Raw genomic sequence first — 17131 nt, 5'->3', positions numbered from 1 at the left:
TACTGCATAAAAGTGACAACTCACAATTAAAACTATTCTAGCTAATGCCTCGGGGCTTGCCCCGAGGATTATTTACTATTCTCTGCTTTTTACTCAGGGTATTAAAATCCAAAAGTTACCATTGACCCACCCCCTTGTTTGGAGGGGTGACCGCAGGTCGGGGGTGGGGAGGAGACAGAATAAAAAAATCCTCACAGGTTATAAAAACCTGTGAGGATTGGGTAATAAAGATATTTCCCGTAAACTACTCTCCTGCTTCAGTCAGGGTAGGTTTATCAACGTAAGGGCGGGTGTCGCGGTTTGCTATTTCCCAGGCGGTAAGGAATACCAGCTTAGCTCTCTTTTCAAGTAAATCGTATTCTATCTTATCTGGTGTGTCTGTGTGACGGTGATAATCTTCATGCACTCCATTAAAGTAAAATATGATTGGAATATCATGTTTTGCAAAATTGTAGTGGTCGCTTCTGTAATAGAACCTGTTTGGATCGTTTTCATCGTTGAAAGTATAATCCAGGTTGAGGTTCAGGTACTTTTCATTGACTGCCTCACTTAGCTCATGGAGTTCGGTACTTAATTTGTCACTTCCTATAAGATAGACATAATCTCCCGCACTTTCCATATCTTTTCCAATGCGGCCTATCATATCAATATTGAGGTTAGCTACGGTGTTAGCGAGGGGAAATACAGGATTTTCGGAATAAAATTTTGATCCCACAAGCCCTTTTTCTTCTCCGGTAACATTAAGGAAAAGAATAGAACGTGCAGGGCCAAAGCCATCTTCCTGTGCCTTTTTGAAAGCCTCGGCAATTTCAAGTACTGCAACTGTGCCCGAGCCGTCGTCATCGGCACCATTATAGATCCTTCCTTCGTCATCAATTCCCACATGGTCGTAGTGAGAAGATATTACAAGCACCTCTTCAGGTTTACTGCTTCCTTTGATATATGCCAAAACATTTTCGGTATCTTTTACATTTCCGCGTGTAAAATAGCTGCCGGGAACTTCCTGGAAATAATCATCACCACCTAAAGGCGAGGCAATGTTGAGACTTTGATATTCTTTTTTAAGATAATCTGCCGCCATTTTCTGGCCGGGCTCTCCTGTTTCTCGTCCTTCAAATTCGTCACTTGCAAAGGTGTACAGGTGATCTTTTAATTCTTTGGAAGTGATGGTGCTGGCATACTCCATTGGGTTGGCTTCCGAGATGTCTCGTGGTTGCTGCGCTTTACAGCCAATGAGGCTTACGGCAAGAGAAAACAATAAAACTTTTTTCATGTTAAATGTTAGGGATTAAAATAAAGACGGCAATATAAGAGATTTAAAAGAATTCTTACATTTTGAAGTTATTTCCGGCGCATTTTCTGAAGAATATTTCCTTATTCTGAATTTAAAATGAGGCAGAATTGTTGTATTTTTAGATAGCTCCTGATAAAAAGAACTCCGATGAAAAATGATATTTCCGTTTCCCAGATAATGACCAAAAACATTTTGCGTCTCTCGCTGTCTGACAGTCTTTCGACAGCCGAATCTCTTATGAAGAAGAACCACATAAGGCATCTTCCGGTAGTAGAAAATGAGCATATTGTAGGCATGATAAGCCTCAACGACCTGCTTAGGATCTCTTTTGCAGATGCGACCGATGGCGGTGGGGATGATGTTGAAACCACTGTGTATGAAATGTTCACGGTAGAGCAGGTGATGACACAGAAGGTAGAATATATCACTTCCAGCCACACAGTCACAGATGTAGCCAAATTATTTTTGGAGCACGAGTTTCACGCCTTACCTGTGGTAGATGATGATTGTCTAACCGGAATTGTTACGACTACAGATGTGATTAGGTTCTTCCTTGAAAATAAAAGCAAAGAATAAAGAAAATAAAAAAGTGAGAAGAGTATTGTAGGGGGTACACTTCTCACTTGTAGTGCCTTTACAGGCGAATATTAATATCAAAATAAGTCATTTCTTTCTATAGAAAAATATGTTTTTATACGGTTTAACCTGTGTTTAACATAATGTGTAAGAACTTTCTCTAACGAAAGCGAAAAAATCTGCTTTTTTTTGAAAAGTATTCAATTCTATGCGAAACCGATTAGGTAAGACTAGTTTTATTCACTCATATTTCTACTGCACAGAGCAACAAAAGAATAGCCGGAATTCTAATTATACAGCTCCTGGTTTGGAGTACTTGCCATATAGAATTTTAATTCTCCCCCCTTCATTACATCATGGTGGTTGATAAAAGGACTTTCAAGTTTCTTTCCGTTAAGTTCAACCTTCTCTACGAATACATTTTCTTCACTTTGATTTTCGGCAATTACCCTGAAGGTCTTTCCGTTTTCGAGATTGATAGTAGCCTGGTTAATGGCCGGGCTGCCAAGGGCATATTCTTCGCTGCCGGGTGCTACAGGATAAAATCCTAAAGAACTGAAGATATACCACGCGCTCATTTGGCCAAAATCATCATTCCCACCCAAACCATCGGCCCCGGTTTGATATTGATCTTTTAAAACCATCCTTATTTTATCCTGGGATTTCCAGGGCGTGTCGGTCCAATTGTACAGGTAGGCCACATGGTGAGAGGGTTCGTTGCCGTGCACATAATTTCCTATAATTCCTTCTCTCGAAATATCTTCTGTATTGGCAAAATATTTATCCGGAAGATCCATGCTGAACAGGGAATCGAGGTGCTGAGAAAATCTTTCTTTGCCTCCCATCATTTCAATCATTTCAGCAGGGGCGTGGGGCACGTACAAGCTGTAGTTCCAGGCATTACCTTCAATAAAGCCCTGCCCATGAGTGTCTAATGCATCAAACTCTTTTTTAAAGCTGCCGTCACTCAGTTTAGGTCTCATAAAACCCGATTTTGGATCAAAGACGTTCTTGTAGTTTTCTGACCTCTTCATAAACTCTTCAAAAATGTCATTTTTACCCAACTTTTTTGCAGCCTGTGCAATGGCCCAGTCGTCATAGGCATACTCCAGGGTCTTTGATACCGATGCACCATTTTTATCCTCGGGCACATAACCCATGTCCATATAATACTGCAGGCCGTCGTAATAACTTGTTTTAGCTGTTTGCACCATGGCATCAAGCGCCCGTTCCTGGTCAAAGTCGGCATTGCCCTTTACTATGGCATCTGCAATGACCGAAACACTGTGGTAGCCTATCATGCACCAGTTCTCATTGGCGTAATGCGACCACACCGGCAGCATGGAATGTACGCTCTGGTCATAATGTGCCATCATGGCTTCTACCATATCGGCATTTCTTTCTGGCTGGAGCACGTTGAAAAGCGGGTGTAAAGCCCTGTAGGTGTCCCAAAGTGAAAAACTGGTGTAGTTGGTAAAGCCGTCGGCCTGGTGGATTCCCATATCAATTCCGCGGTATTTTCCATCGGTATCCATATATTCTGTGGGTCCTAAAAAAGCGTGGTACATAGCCGTATAGAAATTGACCATATCTTCAGGTTTTTCAGTCTCTACAATGACTTTGTTAAGCTCTTTGTTCCAGGTTTCCCGGGCTTCAGTTTTTACCTGTTCAAAATTCCAGTGCGGGATTTCCTCTTTCATATTCTGCAAGGCTCCTTCAGCACTAACCGGTGAGATCGCCAATTTGATATTCAGCTTTTCATTTTCTTTCATGTCGAAATCAAAATACATCCTGATTTTTTCCCCCGCTATCTCCGGAAAGTTTTCATCCTGGTCAAACTTCCTCCAAAATCCGTTGTAAGGCTGCTTATCATAACGTTCCCTTCCGTAGTTCTCAATCGGCTGACTGAAGGAGAGCGCGAAATACACTTTCCTGGTGCGGGCCCAGCCATTGGTTTGCCGGAAACCGGTCACCAAAGTGTCATTTTCAACCCTCACAAAGGTCCACACATTTTTATCGTCATAATTGTAAATGCCTGAAACAAGGTCTAAGATGATGTGCGATTTGCCAGCTTCCGGAAAGGTGTACTGGTGCATTCCCACCCTGCTGGTAGCTGTCATTTCGGCTTTGATGTTGTAATCTTCAAGCAAGACGCTGTAATAACCTGGTTGGGCAGTTTCATTGTCGTGAGAAAATCTCGAGCGGTATCCGCTATCGGGATCAGATGCTGTTCCGGGATTCAGCTTTAGATCTCCGGTAGTGGGCATGATCAAAAAGTCCCCGAGATCTGAATGGCCGGTGCCGCTAAAATGAGTGTGGCTAAAGCCGACGATGGTCTCATCGTCGTATTGATAGCCGGCGCAATACTTATAAACATCAGGATTGTACTGTCCATTGACGGCATAGGGAATGGTATCGGTATCGGGGCTTAGCTGTACGCTCCCAAAGGGAACTGTAGCGCCGGGATAAGTGTGGCCCATTTTTGCCGTACCTATCATGGGGTCTACATACTGTGCCAGGTCTTTTAATTCGAGGTGCTGATTATTTTCAGTTTCCCTTGCGGCAGATTTTTTACAGGAGTGCAGAAATACGGCAGAAACTACCAGAACAACACCCATAAAAAGTTTGGGGCTAAAAATGTTTTTTCTCATTTGGATACTGTTTCTGGACCTGTTCATGGAAAGCGGGTAATGGAAACTTAATTTGCAGGTCCTTTTTTTGTTTAACGTTGGTTAGCTGAATAGCGTGAAGCTTCAATGGCTCCGTTGCTTTTCCTGCCGAAAAATACGGACAAAAAAGCCGGAGCCATGGTCAAAGTTACAAAAATGAGAATAGGGTGCTGATCTTTTTACTTAGATAAAAATTCGATGACATCATTAAGTCTTTCCTTCAGCTTAACAAGATCATCGATTTCGAGCTGACTATCTAACAGGCGTTTTTCTAATGCTTCAGGGATTTGAGCAGCCTGTTCCTGCAGGTCTCTTCCTTTTGAAGTTAGTTTCACCAGGACCTTGCGTTCATCTTTCTTAGAGCGTTCCCGGGTAATTAGTGCCTGTTGTTCCATGCGTTTAAGCAGGGGAGTGATGGTGTTTGTGTTGAGAAGTAACTTCCTGGCAATATCGTTTACGGTAAGGCCATTGGTCTCCCATAAAACCATGAGTACCAGATACTGTGGATAAGTGATCTCCAGCCGGTCTAGAAATGGCTGATATTCCCTCGTAATTAACCGCGATGCTGCATAAACAGGGAAACATAATTGATTTTCTAATTTGAGTTGTTCGTATTCCATAGTACAATGTATTGCAGGAATTATTCAGGGTGCTACAAATAAATGAAATAATCGCCTGCGATAAAAAACTTCTCTTCTGAAAACGAAGTATCACTAGAATTATTCCAAAGCTCTTAAAAATTGTTCTTCCAATGGAGAGATAGAAGGACCGAAATAGTGCGTCAAAAGGCCATTTTCATCCACTATATATTTACTGAAGTTCCAGTCGGGCGCATGTTGGTTCCAGCCGTTGAGGTCTTTACTTGTCAGCCACTTGAAAAGTTCCTGCTGTTCCTCATTTTTGACCACCACGCTTTTTTTGGCTACCGGAAAAGTTACCCCATAATTCATCTGACAAAATTCGGCTATTTCATTGTCGTCACTTTTTTCCTGTTCGGCAAAATCATTGGCAGGAAAGGCGATGACCTGAAGAGAATTGCCGTAACGCTCCTGTAAAGATTGAAGTTCGGAGTACTGGCCAGTGTATCCGCAGTTGGAAGCAGTGTTCACCAAAATCAATTTCTTTCCTTTAAATTCCTGCAGCTCCAGCGTTTTTCCGGTATTAAGGTCAACTTTCAGATTGTGCAAAGAAGTGAGCGGCTGGCTTTTTTGTTCATTGGTTAAGACAGTGCCATTTTCACCTTTTTTGCCAAGTTTCCTGATTAATGGGTACATGAAACGTAAAACTTTTTGCTTCAGGCTTTGACTTTTTACTGTTGTTGATCTATTTTTCATTTCTGAATAATTATTTGATTTGTTAATATGATTCTCAACTTCTTTTATTCCGAAGTAAATACTCTAAAGAGCTGATCAGGAATTATTATTGCTGTTTGATGAAATATTCCGCTCCACGAATGCCTTATAAGCACCCGTTGACCACAATGCCCACAGAATCAATACCGGTTGAAAGAAGAGCCTGATCAACCTTGCATGGTCTGTATCCAGGCCAAAAGCATCTGTCCCGTTGAGGTATTGGGCGATATTCCCCGGGAAGATGAGGACAAAGAAGATAGCGACCATCCATCCCATTAAGGCTTTCCATTTGGGCAGAAGCACAAGGGCAAGGCCTAATGAAATTTCCACAAGCCCAGAAAGTACAACCACAAGATCATCAGACAGGGGCACCCAGTTTGGTACCTGTGCTACAAATTCGAGCCTCGAAAATGTAAGGTGGCCAATTCCTGCATAGGCTAAGCTGAGGCCTAATAAAATTCTGAAAACCGCACGAAACCAGTGGGTTTTTACGCCATAGCTCCATTTTAAGTTTTGAATGATCCCGTTCATAAGAGAAATTTTTAAATCTTTATTTTTTGTATCGTGCACGATGTAAATATACAGCTATTTATTATATCGCAAGCGACATAAATAGTTACTTCAAAAAAATTACATTTATGTATGCAGAAAAGCGCTATTGTATCTGCAAAAAAATGCACAACAACATCACAGAGTTGTTTTCGCTAAACGAGTCGATTTATTACAGGCTACATTTTCGGATCTTTAGCGAGGATATTATTGAATTACTAAAACTGAAAAATTGAAAAGACTGGTATATTTTGTTCTGATCTTTACCTTGATTCAATGTAAAACTTCGGAAGTTGAGAAATTTGATGCCACCGGAACTTATAAACTCGGAAACTATAATCCTGAGTCGGCTGAAGAAATAAGGGAGTACTTCGGAGAAATCCAGGTAAAACAGATAGATTCTAACAAGATCGCAATGACCTTTATGATCAACAAAGGTGCTCCAGGTTATAACTCGGGCTCTTTTATAGATACTTTGATTGTCGAAAATAAGGTGGCCATTTACCGAACCCCGCAATTTGATGAATCCTGCAAGATCACGTTTGCATTTGATAGGGAAGGGGTAAGAGTGAATGAAGAAACTGAAGATTTTAATTCCGGTTGCGGCTTCGGGCATGCCGTGGTGGCAAAAGGCTACTTCAGGAAGATTTCATCTGATACTCCTGTTTTAAGGAATCCCATGACGGGAGAAGAGCTTTGAGATATGTCACAACCGTATTTACGAAAGCTTATAACCTGCCATATTACCTCTCAAAAATGCCATTTTTGAGAGGTAATATTTTGTTGGAGCTTAAAGAAAATCTGAAACTGAATTTCAAAATTTAATCCCTCGTTTCTTCATTTCTTCGGAAAGTTTACCGGGTATCTTGCGGCACCTGCAATTCTTCGAATGTTCCAGATGCCAGTCGATTCGTTGATCCAAGGTCGGATTTTGGGGCATCCTGTGCGTTTCATGCCATTCTTTATTGATTAGTGTTTTCATGGCTTATAATTTTTAACGTCTGTTTTTGAACTCAATCTTCCAGATTCCCCGAACCTCATTTTCTGAATACCCCACTGCCTTATCCTGCGGATATAGTTTGAGTATTTTCTCTTTTACCTGCGGCTCAATATCTTCAGGTTTCCCGTGACATTGTAGGCACATGGTATTGGTAACTATGGGATAATAGAAGCGGGTTTTGCCATTTTGTGGCATTAGCACCGGCTGCGGATCTTTACCTGCACTTATCTGGTGCGAAAAAAGATCTATGAGTGCGGTTTCTTCAGCATTTGCCGCGTTGGTGGGGTTTCGAGGTTTATCTGAAATCCGCTGTACTGAAGCGTTGTATTTCTTTGCCATAGAAGCTGTCAGCGGAATTGCCTCCACATTACAAAAATCTAAAGCATGTACTGTACCTTCCTTTTGAATGGTTCCCATCAGGTTTTGGCCCAGTAGCTTTTTGGTTTCCAGCGCGATCTCCATGCCTTTGTCAGCTCCATTTTGTCGCTGCATCCCCATTCCTTTTCCCTGACCAATTCCTTTACCCATTTTACCGGAACCCTGTCCCTGTCTCATGCCTTTGCCCATTTGTCTTCCCTGCTGGCGGTATTTTCCATTTCCGGGACCTTCTTTCCAATGTTTGGCAAACCATTCCGGTTCTTCGACCTGGTACTCGTACAGGTATTCCGCAATCTTTTCTAAGGCACCATCAGGAAATTGCTGGTAAGGCATTAATCCAAACTTTCTGATTGCACCGGGCATCATTGATTTTCCGGCAGCAGGTTCCTCAACAAAACTCACAACCTGCTGCACAAAAGCTTCTCGTTTGGGTTTGTTCAAAAGGTAATGAGCTTTTACAGCTGCCATGGGCGGGGCTATCCTGCCTTCATTCATTGGAGCATTGGGGCTGTGACAGCCGTAGCAATAAGTTTCCATCAGCTTTTTACCCTGATGATCCTGCTGTTGGGATGAAATTTTCATTTCGGCTTTTTCAGGGGCAGTGTATGCTGCTTTTTTTTCCTGGCACCCAAAGAGCAGGAAAAATGCGAGAAAAGGAAGAAGAAACGTTTTCATAAACAGTGGTTTAACAGATAAATATAAACAGCCGGCAATATCCAAAACATGCGATTTATCATATTCTGGAATTTTCAGCTGTAGTCTAAATAAATTCTATAAAGAATGGGATTTTGATCGTTGACCTGAACCCGAAACCCGCAACTCATATCTTTGAACCGGACTTCTGATTATGTGCTTTTTCATCTTTTATTCCGAATTTCTTCAGGATGTCTTCCATCAAACACCAGCGGGTAATGGAGGATTGCAGCAGATTCACTCCCACAAAAGCTGTGAACCACAACCAGTTGATATTCACATAAACGGCCAGTAAAAGGCTTATGAGGATAAATGTTCCGGCTATACCGCGTATTACTCTGTTTAGCATAATCTTTAATTTTTAGTGGTTAACTGATAATTGTTAATTGTTTATTGATCGTTGTTTAGTGTTAAAGCGATTGTTCTACAGGTAACACTACCGCACGCACGGGATTATTGGTTTCCAGTTTTTGATTGTACTCTTTCAGGTACTTAAAAAGATCTGAGATCTTTTCTTCATCTGTGAAGGAGAAGAGCATAACGGATTCATTGCCACCTTTTTCCCCCGGAAACCAGCTCTGCGTCGCGACCAGGGAATTTCCATTTTTGTAGCCGTCTATTTCCGAAGAACTAAAGGCTTCAATATTTGCTTTTTTGAACAGCTTTAGTACATCTTTCTGGAAGGCGACTACGCTGGTGACTATTAGTAATTTCATTTACTTGGATTTAAGTTTAATTCTTCGGGGAGCATCAAGTTTTATTTACTCCCTCTGGTCGATTATAATTCACTTCTTTTCATGTCTGTTCATTTTTTTGCTGTGCATTCCTCTCTCTTCGTTCGTCGGATGCAATAAAAACGAACCAAAAAAAGGACACTTTTTTGATAGGTGTTTCCAATTTTGCTCCCGCAAATTGGAACCGTGCTCCCCCGGCTAAATTTTCTCTAAGGCTTCAAAAATTTTTAACGCCGGTGAATCACTACACTTACAAAAAAGAAGCTACAGAACATGATTGTACTTCAAATTGGTGCCGAGGTGACAGGTTTGGAATTTGGTGCTTGGAATTTGGAGCTTCACCTACAACTCACGACCCGTTACTCGCAACCCGCAACTCGTAACCCACAACTGACAACTCACAACTGATAACTTACAACTAAAGAACTTCCTCAGTTTCTCGTTTTTCTTCAACTTCAGGCTTCACATCCCTGTCCTCATACTTCTTCCTTTCAATCATGTAGTACACTAACGGCACTACTAATAGCGTAAGGAATGTTGAAACGATCGTTCCTCCCATCAACGAAATAGCAAGTCCCTGGAAAATTGGGTCGAAGAGGATCACAAAGGCTCCGATCACTACCGTACCTGCAGTTAACAGGATAGGCGTTGTTCTCACTGCTCCGGCTTCGATCACCGCCTGTTTCAACGGAATTCCGTCTTCCAGTCGCAGGTTCACAAAGTCAATGAGCAGCACCGAGTTTCGCACCATGATCCCGGCCAGCGCGATCATCCCTATGAAGGAGGTGGCGGTAAAGAAGGCGCCCATGATCCAGTGACCCAGCACGATCCCGATAAGCGATAGCGGAATAGCTACCATCATAACGATCGGTGCCTTAAAGTTTTGGAACCAGCCCACGATCAGGATGTAAATGATCACAATTACTCCGAGGAAGGCAATTCCAAGATCGCGGAATACCTCCAGGGTGATCTGCCACTCTCCGTCCCACTTCACGGTATAGTCATCTTCATATTGCGGCTGACCCATATAAAGGTCGCTGATCTCGTATCCTGCAGGCAGTTCTATCTCCTTCAGTTTTTCTTCCATTCCCAGGATCGCGTAAACCGGACTCTCCAGTTCCCCGGCCATATCGGCCAGCACATATACCACGCGCTTCTGGTTCTTGCGATAGATGCTTTTGTCCCTGGTCACCTCCGTTGGTGTTACCAGGTCGGTAATAGGGATCATTTGACCACTTTGGGAAGCGATCTGAATGTTCATGATATCCTCAACCGAAGATTTTTCTTCCTCATCCAGCGCCAGTACAATGCCTACCCGCTGGGTAGCCTCCTCATCGTACAGTTGCGTGATCGCCCTTTCTCCTAAAGCAGAGTTCAACGTGTACACGATCTGCTGAGGTGCGATCCCATACAGCATCGCTTTTTCTTTGTCGATCTCGAACTTGTATTCCTTTTGATCGGCTTCCACCATCCAGTCGATATCCACCACATCTTCGGTATTGTGAAGTATGGTCTGAATACTGTCAGCCAGTGCGATCTGTGTCTCATAATCGGGTCCGTAGACCTCCGCGACTATGGTAGACAAAACCGGAGGTCCGGGCGGAACTTCCACCAGCTTGATGTTTGCTCCGTATTTATCTCCTATGGCCTGGATATCCGGACGCAGCAGTTTAGCAATGTCATGACTTTGTAGGTCACGATCTCCTTTTGGAAGCAGGTTCACCTGAATATCGGCGGTGTTGCTCGCGCCTCTCAGGTCGTAGTGCCGCACCAATCCGTTAAAGGTGATAGGGGCAGAGGTGCCAATGTACGTCTGGTAATTCACCACCTGCGGACTCTGGTTCAGGTATTGACCTATTTCTTTGGTCACTACCGCTGTTCTTTCTAAAGTTGTTCCTTCCGGCATGTCAATGACTACCTGGAATTCGTTCTTGTTGTCAAAAGGCAGCATTTTCACGGCCACATCTTCCGTAAAGAATAAGGCAACAGAGCCCAGCAGAAGTAGAATGGTAAGACCAAGGAATCCCCAACGGATTTTGGCATTGTCAATAAGTGGCTCCTCAAAGCGTTTATAGACGCGATAGATCATCGAATCCTCGATTCCTTTTTCAGCCTCTTTTACCGGTTTACCTTTCTTCTCCTTTTCACGCAAAAAGATGAATCCGAGGTACGGAGTAATTGTAAGTGCCACGAAAAGTGACAGGATCATTGCAATGGAAGCTCCAATCGGCATGGGGCTCATATAAGGTCCCATCAGTCCGCTTACGAAAGCCATCGGCAGTACCGAAGCGATCACAGTAAAGGTCGCCAGGATTGTAGGGTTTCCTACCTCGTTGATGGCGTATAGTGCAGCCTGTTTGAACGGCAGGCGTTTCATCTTAAAGTGCCGGTGCATGTTCTCGGCAATAATGATCGAGTCATCCACTACGATACCTGTTACGAAAACCAGGGCGAACAAAGTAATTCTGTTCAGGGTGTAATCCAGCATGTAATAACTGAGCAGCGTAAGGGCAAAGGTGATAGGTACCGAAAGGAATACTACCAGTCCGCCGCGCCATCCCATGGCCAGCATTACAACAAGAGTTACCGCTATGATCGCACCAATAAGGTGCAGTAAAAGTTCTCCTACCTTGTGCGAAGCAGTTTCCCCGTAGTTACGGGTTACTTCCACGTGTACATCTTCGGGGATAAGGTTTGTTTGCAGGTGCTCAACTTTCTCCAGGATAACATCAGCGATCTTCATCGCATCTGCTCCCTTACGTTTGGCGACAGATAAGGTTACCGCGGGATATTCCCCAGGATAATTTTCCGAAGCATTTATTGCCTGCCCAAATCCAAAATTCACATAGGATTTAGAGATCTCAGGTCCGTCTTTTACTGTTGCGATCTGTTTCAGGTACACCGGCTGCCCATTGTTTACGCCTACAATGAGGTTTTCCACATCCTGAGGGGATTCCAAAAAGCTTCCGGAACTAACCAGGATTTCACTGTCGTTGCGGTCAAAACTTCCGGAGGAAAGTTGCTGATTCGATGCCTGGATCTTTTCAGAAACCCTCAGCATATCAACTCCGCTGGCAGCCATCCTGTCCTTGTCGAGCACCACGCGCAGTTGCCTGTCACGGCCACCAATGGTGTTCACAATAGAAACATCCTCCACCTTTTCGATCTCATGGCGCAGCTCGTTGGCCATTTGGCGCAGCTGGTAATCATCATAATTTTCGCTCCACAGGGTGAGTCCCAGTACCGGAACGTCGTCAATAGCCCGGGTCTTCACCAGCGGCTGAGTAACATTTGGCGGAAACTGGTCCATGTTCTTCATGAGCTCGTTGTAGAGCTTCACATACGAACGTTCAATATCCTCGCCCACGTAGAACTGCACGATCAACATCCCCTGTTCTTCCATGGAGGTAGAGTAGACGTACTCCACACCCGGAATATTGGAAACCATCTTTTCCAGGGGTTTGATAATGCGCTGTTCCACCTCGGTAGGGCTGGCACCCGGGTAGCCTACAAAAATGTCGGCCATGGGCACGTCGATCTGCGGCTCTTCCTCGCGCGGAATTAAAAACGACGCGTACACCCCCACGATCATGAACACGATCATGAGCAACACCGTCAATTTCGAATTTATAAAGCCTTTGGCGATCTTGCCTGCTAATCCTTCTTTCATATTTTTTATATCTGGTTGGGCGTGCCCCCACTTTCGCTGAAGCTTCAGTGGGGTCGGGCTTTCGGCGCTACACGCCTGCCTGCCGGCAGGCGGGGTAGCTGCCTCTATCCCTCACGCAATATTTTTACTCCTGAATGCTCACTTTTGCTCCGTTGAACAATTTTCCGTCTGCCGTAACTATGTAGGCCTCGTCAGGGTTTAGTCCGCTAAGGACTTCTACCCGGTCTCCATAAGTCCTTCCCAGCCTTAGCCATCTCAGCATCGCGGTATTCTGCTGACTCACCGTGTAAACACCTTTCAGGTCGCCGCGGGTCACAATAGCTTCTGTGGGGATCATTACCGCTTGAGCAGTACTTTCCTGCTTCTCCACCGGAAATCTCACTGTAGCATACATCCCCGATTTCAAATCTGCTTCAGTATCTTCAAGAGCTACTTTCACCAGGTATTGTCCGCCGGTGTTACTGGCCGAAGTACTAACTTCCGCCACGGTGCCGGGAACAGTCTGCTCAACAGACTTTACAATGACGTCCACTTTTGTTCCTGTTTCTATCCTTGAGATATTGGACTCCGCAACTCTTGCAGTCACCTCGAAATTCCCCGGAGCTTCTACGGCTAAAAGCGGCTGACCCGGATTGGCCATAGTACCTTCCTCGGCGAACTTGTTAGTGATGACCCCGCTAAACGGAGCGCGAATATTTACATAAGCGAACTGCGAGTTCACCTCATTTCTCATTTGTTTGGCGGCTTCCAGGCGGGCCTGCGCCATCTCGAAACGGGCAGTCTGGTCGTCCATTTCCTTCTGAGATGCCGATTGCTCTTCGAAAAGCGCTTTGAATCTTTGGTAATCTTTTTCAGCATTTCGGTAAGCGGCCTCAGCTTCGGTGATGCCGGCGTTTACCTGGGCGCGTTTTGCCTGCAGGTCAGAGTTATTGATAGAGACCAGTAACTGGCCTTTGTTCACTTTGTCTCCCACATTCACATGGATGTCATCTATGAATCCCATCATGCGGGTGCTGAGGTTGGCGCTGTTCACTGCTTCAATTTGTCCGCTGGCAGTGAGAAATCTGTCTCCCGCCCCCGATGGTGTTTCCACCTGCACGGGCACTACCGGCCCTTCATTCGCAGCCTGTTTTTTATCATCGCTCCCACAGCTCGTCGCGAATAATCCCAGGGAAGCTAATGCTATTGTGTATATTGTTTTTTTCATTTCTATATAGTTCAATGTTCAAGGTTTAATGTTCAAGGTTTTTTTGGTTGTCGGTTCTCGGTTCTCGGTCACGAAGCACTTCGACTTTTCCTCCTGCTTCGCTGTTGGGCTCAGTGTGACATTTGTTTTTCAAACTCTTTTTTCGTTTTGCCCCGCCCTAAAGGGAGCCGAAAAAAGCATTTTAGAGTGGTTTTGGTGCTTGGAATTTGGTGCTTCATCTCAATACTCACTACTCAATTCTCAATACTACTCGTTAAAAATTCTATATACGCTACCGCATAGTTATACTCATATACCGTCTGGTAATACTCCAGTTGTTTTTCTGAAAACTGGGTTTCGGCTCCTAACAGATCTGTGGTTTTTTCCAGGCCTTGCTCATAGCGGTTGTTACGGATTCGCAGGGCTTCTTTTGATTGTTCCAGGGCCAGTTGGGTGAGGTGCAGTTTGTTCTCTGCATCCTGTAAAGCACGGATGGCGCGGTTTAGTTCCAGCTGACTCTGTTGTACGTGTTGTTCCAGTTCCAGTTCTGCCTGTTTGTATTCGGCTTTGGATTGCTGGGTCTTTCCGAAGCGTTTGCTTCCTTCAAAAAGGTCCCATGTCAGTGCCACTCCTGCCATGTATCCGTTTGCGTCTCCCTGGAAGATCTCGTCGTCATACAATTCATAGCTTCCAAAGGCATTAAGGCGTGGTAAAAATGCCATTTTTGAGGCCGTATACATTTTCTTACGGGCATCGGTAGCCAGCTCCATAGCTTTAATGTCGGCACGGTCGCCGGGAAGGGCAGGAGAGGTCACTACGTTCATCTGCACGCTCAAAGAATCTGCAGGCAGCAGCACCACGTCAAGGGATTCGCCCATGAGGAACATGAGGTAATCGCTCGCGTTCTGCACGTTGCTCCTGGCGTACTGTAACTGATTATTTACCTCGGTCACGCGGACTTCCACGGCCAGCACATCAGATCGCTGCAGGTATCCCTGTTTAAAATTATTTTCGGCCAGTCTCAGGTTCGCCTGCGCTGTTTCCAGCGCCTGCTCCAGTACGGCCACCGCTTTATGGGCGAGCTGTAACTGCATATAGGCTTTTTCGGTTTCGAGTTTCATGTGGTCCCCGGTGCGTACGCCCTGCAGCTCGGTAGCCTCCATCTTGTTCTTCGCAGCACCGCGTTTCCAGAAGCCATCGAGGTTCACCAGTGGTTGCTGAACTTCCACTTTGGTAGCGAAATTGTCGATACGGTCGGGGTTATTGAGCCTTGACAGATCAAAATCGGCCTGGGTGACGATCTCCTGGTTCAGTTTGAAACCGAAGGCCATCAGGGGATTATTGGTGGTCATCCCGGTGTGGGAGACGCTTATGTTAGGTAAAAAGACCGCGTTGGTCTGCCGGTATTGTGCCCGGGCTGCCAGGAACTCCTGTTGGGAGATCCTCAATTGGCTGTTATTCTCCTGCACTCGTTGCAGGACTTCTTCTTTTCCTATAGAAACTGGTTCCTGGGCCTGTAACAGGAGTCCAAAAAACAGTAGCGGAAATAAGAATAGGGTTCTTGTTCTTTTCATCTCTTAAAATTTGTGAGACAAAAGTACCCTTAGAGAAGGCGGTGGTCAGTAACTTTTGTTACCTACAAGTGTAGCATTTGTTACAGAAGGAGGTTGGGGAATGGGGGTTTTGGGGAGGGGATGTTGGGAAGGAGATCTCGGACCTGTTTAGGTGAGATTTCTAGTATTTATTGTGTGTAGTACTATTCCGCTAATTTGGTTTTGACTATTTTCCATTTGCCATATTGGTATTCTAAAATCAAAATTTGTTTCCATCTTCTGGAAGTATGTAAAGGGTCGCTGGAGTAATAATCTGCGAATACAACAGCTTGGTCGTCATAAGCATTTTCAAGTCTAACTTCATAAATTGTTACATAATCAATTCCGCCATATGCATCTGTAGAAGAAAACCAACTAAATCCACCATTTTTATTCCAACTTGGGTTATTAGTTAATGAGTATGCACTATAAAATTCTTCTTGGTCTAAATGTTTAAGGAAGCTCTTTACAACTGAGGTTGGACCATCAGTCTGTTCTTGGTTTTCTATTTTGTAAGCAGAGATTAAACTGTTATTTAAAAATCCTATGTAAAATCCGTCATCAGCTTCAACAATTATTTTCGTCCATGAATTATAAGTTGAATTATCAATAATTCTAATTTTATCATTTCGCTTAATTGTAGTCAATGTATTAGTGATTGTAGTTGGTCCTAATCTTAAATTGGCTTCTCTTGCAGAAATATACTTGGTTGGTAAGGCATAGATTTTCGAAACCTCGATGTCAAATATTTCATTTATGGTAGCTTTGTCTCCTTTTGTGTTCGAATAGTCCTTTGCACCAATTTTCAGGGCTTTCATTTTTGAATTTTCATTAATGGTAATAGAATTTATATATCCAATTGTACCCTTTGATATTACTTTATAAAATCCATTATCATATTCGATTACATTGACACTACTTCCTTTCTGAATTGGGCGAATTGCATCAAACTGCGAGGGTGTTCTCCATAACTGACCATAAGAGCTTGTAGTTGTATAAATATTTGTTGAATTATACGAGTTATTTGATGTACTCGTTGAAGTTGTTTTGTAGGTGGAATTAGGGTAGGTCGAAGTTGAATTAGAATATGAGCTTGGGGTATATGTAGAAGATGTATTACTATCTCGCGTAATGTATCCAGCCTGTCCTGTGTATGGATTGGTATTTCCTCTTGTTGAAAAATTATCTCGATTAGTATTATTCGGTGCTGTTCGGTAATGAGGCTGTACGTATGTCCCATTACTTCTGTAATATCCGCTAACGTATACATGATTCGGATTTGTCTGTGCGAATGAAAATAAAAAAGCGAAAAAAAATAAAATTGTTAATATTTGTTTCATAGTTCGTTTTTTTTCATGTTCAATCAACGTCCCGTATAAAAACAGTGCGAGCGGGCGAGCTTGACTGACATCAGGAGAATTAGGCGTTACAAGAGAGA

The 17131-nt window shown here is 43.8% G+C and carries 15 protein-coding genes; 2 read left to right on the top strand and 13 right to left on the bottom strand.

What is annotated here, in order from left to right; genetic code table 11:
* Positions 1 to 244 precede the first annotated feature (244 nt).
* Positions 245 to 1273 (bottom strand): M28 family metallopeptidase, encoded by a 1029-nt coding sequence (locus OQ279_RS06615; RefSeq protein ID WP_266069068.1) that lies wholly within the window; start codon positions 1271 to 1273, stop codon positions 245 to 247.
* A 168-nt stretch (positions 1274 to 1441) separates the two neighbouring features.
* Between OQ279_RS06615 and OQ279_RS06610 the strand changes: the two genes are divergently transcribed.
* On the top strand, positions 1442 to 1870 hold the full coding sequence (locus tag OQ279_RS06610; protein WP_266069067.1) for a CBS domain-containing protein: 429 nt from the start codon (positions 1442 to 1444) through the stop codon (positions 1868 to 1870).
* Positions 1871 to 2157: 287 nt separating this feature from the next.
* On the opposite strand, the gene OQ279_RS06605 is transcribed toward OQ279_RS06610, so the two are convergent.
* The 4 genes from OQ279_RS06605 to OQ279_RS06590 all read right to left on the bottom strand — a co-directional run bounded on the left by OQ279_RS06605 (position 2158) and on the right by OQ279_RS06590 (position 6422).
* Positions 2158 to 4521, bottom strand: coding sequence for a GH92 family glycosyl hydrolase (locus OQ279_RS06605; RefSeq protein ID WP_266069066.1), 2364 nt, complete (start codon positions 4519 to 4521; stop codon positions 2158 to 2160).
* A 197-nt stretch (positions 4522 to 4718) separates the two neighbouring features.
* The gene (locus OQ279_RS06600) at positions 4719 to 5159 is read right to left on the bottom strand and encodes a MarR family winged helix-turn-helix transcriptional regulator (RefSeq protein ID WP_266069065.1); all 441 of its coding nucleotides are present in this window, start codon (positions 5157 to 5159) and stop codon (positions 4719 to 4721) included.
* Between the two features lie 99 nt (positions 5160 to 5258).
* Entirely contained in the window at positions 5259 to 5873 is a 615-nt protein-coding gene (locus OQ279_RS06595) for a glutathione peroxidase (RefSeq protein ID WP_266069064.1), read from the bottom strand.
* A gap of 75 nt (positions 5874 to 5948) precedes the next feature.
* The gene (locus tag OQ279_RS06590) at positions 5949 to 6422 is read right to left on the bottom strand and encodes a DoxX family protein (protein ID WP_266069063.1); all 474 of its coding nucleotides are present in this window, start codon (positions 6420 to 6422) and stop codon (positions 5949 to 5951) included.
* Positions 6423 to 6672: 250 nt separating this feature from the next.
* On the opposite strand from OQ279_RS06590, the gene OQ279_RS06585 reads away from it, so the two are divergent.
* Entirely contained in the window at positions 6673 to 7140 is a 468-nt protein-coding gene (locus OQ279_RS06585) for a hypothetical protein (protein WP_266069062.1), read from the top strand.
* Positions 7141 to 7254: 114 nt separating this feature from the next.
* Here OQ279_RS06585 and OQ279_RS06580 read toward each other — a convergent pair whose 3' ends face one another.
* From OQ279_RS06580 to OQ279_RS06545, 8 genes are all read right to left on the bottom strand, one after another.
* Positions 7255 to 7422, bottom strand: a complete 168-nt coding sequence (locus OQ279_RS06580) for a hypothetical protein (RefSeq protein ID WP_266069061.1) — start codon at positions 7420 to 7422, stop codon at positions 7255 to 7257.
* 12 nt (positions 7423 to 7434) lie between these two features.
* Positions 7435 to 8493 carry a Tll0287-like domain-containing protein gene (locus tag OQ279_RS06575; RefSeq protein WP_266069059.1) on the bottom strand — a complete coding sequence of 353 codons (1059 nt, stop codon included), beginning with the start codon at positions 8491 to 8493 and terminating at the stop codon, positions 7435 to 7437.
* Between the two features lie 145 nt (positions 8494 to 8638).
* On the bottom strand, positions 8639 to 8860 hold the full coding sequence (locus OQ279_RS06570; RefSeq protein ID WP_266069058.1) for a YgaP family membrane protein: 222 nt from the start codon (positions 8858 to 8860) through the stop codon (positions 8639 to 8641).
* A 61-nt stretch (positions 8861 to 8921) separates the two neighbouring features.
* Entirely contained in the window at positions 8922 to 9227 is a 306-nt protein-coding gene (locus OQ279_RS06565; protein ID WP_266069057.1) for a hypothetical protein, read from the bottom strand.
* A 436-nt stretch (positions 9228 to 9663) separates the two neighbouring features.
* On the bottom strand, positions 9664 to 12915 hold the full coding sequence (locus OQ279_RS06560; protein ID WP_266069056.1) for an efflux RND transporter permease subunit: 3252 nt from the start codon (positions 12913 to 12915) through the stop codon (positions 9664 to 9666).
* 124 nt (positions 12916 to 13039) lie between these two features.
* A complete protein-coding gene (locus OQ279_RS06555) occupies positions 13040 to 14122 on the bottom strand; it encodes an efflux RND transporter periplasmic adaptor subunit (protein ID WP_266069055.1) in 1083 nt (360 codons plus the stop codon).
* A 233-nt stretch (positions 14123 to 14355) separates the two neighbouring features.
* Complete coding sequence (locus tag OQ279_RS06550) at positions 14356 to 15675, bottom strand: TolC family protein (protein WP_266069054.1); 1320 nt, start codon at positions 15673 to 15675, stop codon at positions 14356 to 14358.
* A gap of 182 nt (positions 15676 to 15857) precedes the next feature.
* Positions 15858 to 17033: a hypothetical protein gene (locus tag OQ279_RS06545; protein ID WP_266069053.1), complete on the bottom strand. Its 1176-nt coding sequence runs from the start codon at positions 17031 to 17033 to the stop codon at positions 15858 to 15860.
* Positions 17034 to 17131: the final 98 nt, after the last annotated feature.

Source organism: Salinimicrobium profundisediminis (genome assembly GCF_026241755.1).
Classification (GTDB): domain Bacteria; phylum Bacteroidota; class Bacteroidia; order Flavobacteriales; family Flavobacteriaceae; genus Salinimicrobium; species Salinimicrobium profundisediminis.
Note: the sequence above shows the minus strand (reverse complement) of the source record. Positions and strands in the feature narration are given on the sequence as shown.

What these genes read in the sequence shown, in the direction of transcription:
- OQ279_RS06615 (WP_266069068.1), bottom strand. Translation starts at nt 1,273, where the DNA reads ATGAAAAAAGTTTTATTGTTTTCTCTTGCCGTAAGCCTCATTGGCTGT.
- OQ279_RS06610 (WP_266069067.1), top strand. Translation starts at nt 1,442, where the DNA reads ATGAAAAATGATATTTCCGTTTCCCAGATAATGACCAAAAACATTTTG.
- OQ279_RS06605 (WP_266069066.1), bottom strand. Translation starts at nt 4,521, where the DNA reads ATGAGAAAAAACATTTTTAGCCCCAAACTTTTTATGGGTGTTGTTCTG.
- OQ279_RS06600 (WP_266069065.1), bottom strand. Translation starts at nt 5,159, where the DNA reads ATGGAATACGAACAACTCAAATTAGAAAATCAATTATGTTTCCCTGTT.
- OQ279_RS06595 (WP_266069064.1), bottom strand. Translation starts at nt 5,873, where the DNA reads ATGAAAAATAGATCAACAACAGTAAAAAGTCAAAGCCTGAAGCAAAAA.
- OQ279_RS06590 (WP_266069063.1), bottom strand. Translation starts at nt 6,422, where the DNA reads ATGAACGGGATCATTCAAAACTTAAAATGGAGCTATGGCGTAAAAACC.
- OQ279_RS06580 (WP_266069061.1), bottom strand. Translation starts at nt 7,422, where the DNA reads ATGAAAACACTAATCAATAAAGAATGGCATGAAACGCACAGGATGCCC.
- OQ279_RS06575 (WP_266069059.1), bottom strand. Translation starts at nt 8,493, where the DNA reads ATGAAAACGTTTCTTCTTCCTTTTCTCGCATTTTTCCTGCTCTTTGGG.
- OQ279_RS06570 (WP_266069058.1), bottom strand. Translation starts at nt 8,860, where the DNA reads ATGCTAAACAGAGTAATACGCGGTATAGCCGGAACATTTATCCTCATA.
- OQ279_RS06565 (WP_266069057.1), bottom strand. Translation starts at nt 9,227, where the DNA reads ATGAAATTACTAATAGTCACCAGCGTAGTCGCCTTCCAGAAAGATGTA.
- OQ279_RS06560 (WP_266069056.1), bottom strand. Translation starts at nt 12,915, where the DNA reads ATGAAAGAAGGATTAGCAGGCAAGATCGCCAAAGGCTTTATAAATTCG.
- OQ279_RS06555 (WP_266069055.1), bottom strand. Translation starts at nt 14,122, where the DNA reads ATGAAAAAAACAATATACACAATAGCATTAGCTTCCCTGGGATTATTC.
- OQ279_RS06550 (WP_266069054.1), bottom strand. Translation starts at nt 15,675, where the DNA reads ATGAAAAGAACAAGAACCCTATTCTTATTTCCGCTACTGTTTTTTGGA.
- OQ279_RS06545 (WP_266069053.1), bottom strand. Translation starts at nt 17,033, where the DNA reads ATGAAACAAATATTAACAATTTTATTTTTTTTCGCTTTTTTATTTTCA.